Genomic DNA, 3761 nt, shown 5'->3' with positions numbered 1-3761 from the left:
TTAGCAGCTTTAAGCGCAAGAGTCGCCTATGTAGATTTTGAAATATCTCCAAAAGAAAAAGACGCTATGATCGAGGCGCTCAAGAAGTGGATGAACCTAACTGATAAAGAAGCCGAGTTTGTTTCAACAAAGGCCTTAGAAGAGGTTGTTGAACTCTCTGGTATTGAACCCAGAAACTACTGCACGGCGCTCAATGAGTTCTTAGACAATACTCAAAAGCTTCACGTTCTAGAGACTTTGTTCCAAATATCTGCATCAGACGATAATGTCGAAGAATATGAAAGCGAAGAGATTAGAATTATTGCTACAGGACTTCTATTAGAACATAAACACTTTATTGCAGCCAGAGCAACTGTTGCAAAGTTTATTGGTGCTTTAAAATAATTTACTTACAGTACTTAGAGACAACTTTCTCTAAGTACTTTTCAGGAATATTTGTACCATACTGTAGAGAGCACATTAAGTTTCCTTTATCTCTTTCCAACTCGTAATATACAACCTCGCTACTTTTCGCATCAAAGTATTCTATATAGCAGTCTTTGAATCCTAAGGTGTGACCAAATTCATGCGCTATTGTTTTAACTCTCTCAACTCCCACAACATCTTTATTTAGATAAATCGTATTTCTATTATCTAACTCGACCCTAGATAGACCATTACTAACGAGCTCTAATCGAGCTCCACTATTTCCAATTTTATATTTAATTTCAATATTATCAGCCTTCCAATTTTCAGATATTGCATTCATAAGGGAAACGCTATTCTCATTCTGGTAGATAGGGATTGTTAATTCTTTCTTTTCCCCATTCACACATTCTATATCTAATGGAGAATCCTCCATTCCAAACACTTCTTTATTAAAGAACTTCTTTGCTTTGACTAGGATATTACTTATAAATTCTTTTTCATTGTTATAAATTGTTGCGATATCATATTGAACACGACATTGATTAACCCTATTAAATAAAGAACAAACACTTATTGCTTTCTCTCTCGTTTCTAGATCAGTTAGAACGATTTCAGGCATAAGTGAGTTTTCACAACCCCCTTCACACATTGAAGACTCTAATTCTATAAAGTTATTAATTTCTTGATCATCATTATCAATTAAATTTCTCAAGTGGCATTGATGGAATGCCCATCGTTCAAGATCTATTCTAATCTTTTTTATTTTTTTTCTAATTCCTCTAAGTTCCTTGTTACTAATACTAGAGCTCAGTTTTTCACTTACCTCTTCTTCAAGGTTCAATATTCTTGTCTTAAAGATAGTTTGACTAAGTACCATAGGCTCCAGCTGTAAAGACTGTAAGCTCTTTTTATATTTTTTAAGTCTATATTTTGGTGCTAGAACTTGAATGGATTCTAAACTCTTCTCTACTTCTTTAACCTTATTCTCAAACTCTGCTATGGAATCTGAACTACAAGACCTAGATGAGACAATGGCATTCACATATGCGTTTGTAGAATCTAAGTCTGCCTTAGAGTTCTTCTTTACCCCACAAGATACTAATGTAGATGAAATGAGCAACGATATGAATAATGTCAAAAAGTTAGACACTATAATCTCCTAAGTAGCTTAAATATGGAAAAATATTAATATGCTACTTAGTATTATCCAATATATGTGCCAACTACTATTTCTTTCCTTTTTTCTTCTTTTTCTTTTTGAGATACTTACCAAATGCCCTCATGACTTTTACATGTGCTAAGGCCTGGGTATATTTATATAAGTACCATGGTAGAGAAGGAACAAATTCATTAATTGAAGCTAGTGTATATTTCCCATCAGCAATCGATCTAAACTCTAACCAACCAGTATCATTTGTTTTTGAAAGTATCCCACCAACAATATGAAATTTGACTCGATCCAGTGGTTCATGATTATCGACTTTCTCTAAAACTAATAAAGGCCTACTAAGGCCTAACATAAGAAAGTGGACTTGATGATTTAATTTTTGAGCAGATATTAAAGACTGCATATAGCGAGGAAGCCAATTTAGGTATTCATCACAAATCATATCTTCATCAAGATGGTTTGGATTAGATAATCTCTGAATTGACCTCACTGTATTTTCAGATCGAGAACCTCTTCTCTTTCCAGTCTTCTCTTCCCTAGAGGCTATTTTTTGTAGCATTTCTTCAAAACTTCGATACTCAATGATAGACTCTATCTCCTTTGGAATACTCGGAGTTGGTAAGTCACAAAGTAAACTATCAATTAGTGGAGAGACTAGTTCATAATCAGTTTCTCCAAAAAGCTTAACCCATAGTTTGGAAAAAGAAGTGTAATTTATAGGAACGTGTACAGTGACTAGGCCTTTATTAAAGTAGGAAGAAGTTTTCTTTATCAATTGCTCATAGTTTATGGCCTCTCCATTTACTACATCTATAGTTTTATTTAAAAATTCATTATTATTAATCGAAGAACTAATCACATTCACAAGGTCATCTATAAAAATGACTTGAGTACTACTCTGAGTCCAATGTGGAAGAACCATAAAGGGTAAGTTTTTAACAAGGTTTCTCAGTATTTCAAAAGAAGATCCTCCCTCACCAACAACCATTCCGGCCCTAAATACAGTAACAGGAATCTTTGTTGCTTTTAAAACATCTTCAACTTCTCTTCTACTTTCTAAGTGTTCGCTCATTCCATGGCTTGGAACAAGACCACCGAGATAAATAATTTGTTTTACTCCGCAGTGAACACAGGCCTTTGCAAAATTATCAGCAAGTAAGAGATCAGTATCTCTAAAGCTTCCCTGAAAAAGCTTTGACGACGGAAGCATTGAGTGAACCAGGTATATTGCAACATCACTTCCCTCAAGAGATTTTAGTGTACTTTGAAATGAGAATAGGTCTGTCTCTCTCCACTCAATATTTTCATCACTCTTTTTAGAAGAGCGACTTAACCCAATAATTTTATGATTTTTCTTGAGAATTTGAATTAGGTTCTTTCCGACAAAACCTGAAGCTCCGGCAACTGTGACTTTCATGACAACTCCTCGCTATACGAATGGGAAAACGATTCTAGTTGAACATATTTCTTCTATAAAAAAGCCCCCAATTCAGGGGGCATTTTTTTTATTATTTTTATAAAAAAATTAAGCGACGTAATCTTCGTCGTATTCTGCCCAGGCCATTTCAGGGTCAATGATCTGCATCTCCCTAACAGCTTGTCTGTGCTTACTATTTTTCCACTTACCTTTCTTCTTCTGTAATTGCTTCTCAAGCTTATCAACAACAACGTCAATAGTCTTATAGAGACTGTCAGAGTGTCCGGCTGCATGATAATGGAACGTAGGTCCACCAAGGTCTACTTCTGCATAGTGATTTCCTTCTTTCACGTAGCAGCTCCACTTTAGATTAATTTCCCCGTCAATAAACTTCTTAAGTTTAGCTGACTTTTCATGAATTCTATCATCAAGTGCTTGAGTGTGCTCTAAATGAAGAAATGTGATAGTCACTTTCATAAACGTCCTACTCCTGTCGTTATATTTTCCTACACTTTGTTAGTGTATGAAACTTATCGTAATAAATTATTAAGATTTTACCTTTCTTTTTGAAGAAGATTCAATTCCTAACATCTCTCGGTACTTAGCTACTGTTCTCCTTGCAACCTTTACGTCTTCTCGACTTAAAAGGTCTGCTATTTTTTGGTCAGAAAGTGGTTTTTTAGGACTTTCATTAGCTACTAATTCCTTAATTTTTAACTTAAGAACTTCACTAGAAATATCGTCTCCACCATTCTTTCCACCGATACC

General features: G+C 34.8%; 4 protein-coding genes and 1 pseudogene. 1 reads left to right on the top strand and 4 read right to left on the bottom strand.

All coding sequences use genetic code 11. From position 1 onward, the window contains the following. Positions 1-384, top strand: a 384-nt coding sequence (locus tag ABX784_RS16095; protein ID WP_372656084.1) for a TerB family tellurite resistance protein, incomplete at its 5' end; no start/stop codon positions are given. Between the two features lies 1 nt (position 385). On the opposite strand, the gene ABX784_RS16090 is transcribed toward ABX784_RS16095, so the two are convergent. The 4 genes and pseudogenes from ABX784_RS16090 to ABX784_RS16075 all read right to left on the bottom strand — a co-directional run. Next, on the bottom strand, positions 386-1558 hold the full coding sequence (locus ABX784_RS16090; protein ID WP_372656083.1) for a hypothetical protein: 1173 nt from the start codon (positions 1556-1558) through the stop codon (positions 386-388). 76 nt (positions 1559-1634) lie between these two features. Further along, positions 1635-2993 (bottom strand): NAD-dependent epimerase/dehydratase family protein, encoded by a 1359-nt coding sequence (locus ABX784_RS16085; RefSeq protein ID WP_372656082.1) that lies wholly within the window; start codon positions 2991-2993, stop codon positions 1635-1637. A 108-nt stretch (positions 2994-3101) separates the two neighbouring features. Next, positions 3102-3470, bottom strand: a complete 369-nt coding sequence (hpf, locus tag ABX784_RS16080) for a ribosome hibernation-promoting factor, HPF/YfiA family (RefSeq protein WP_372656081.1) — start codon at positions 3468-3470, stop codon at positions 3102-3104. A 69-nt stretch (positions 3471-3539) separates the two neighbouring features. Then, positions 3540-3761: pseudogene (locus tag ABX784_RS16075) on the bottom strand (RNA polymerase sigma-54 factor); the annotation flags it as partial.

Origin of the sequence: Halobacteriovorax sp. (assembly GCF_041587335.1) — a bacterium.
GTDB lineage: Bacteria > Bdellovibrionota > Bacteriovoracia > Bacteriovoracales > Bacteriovoracaceae > Halobacteriovorax.
This window is presented reverse-complemented; position numbering and strand designations above follow the sequence as displayed.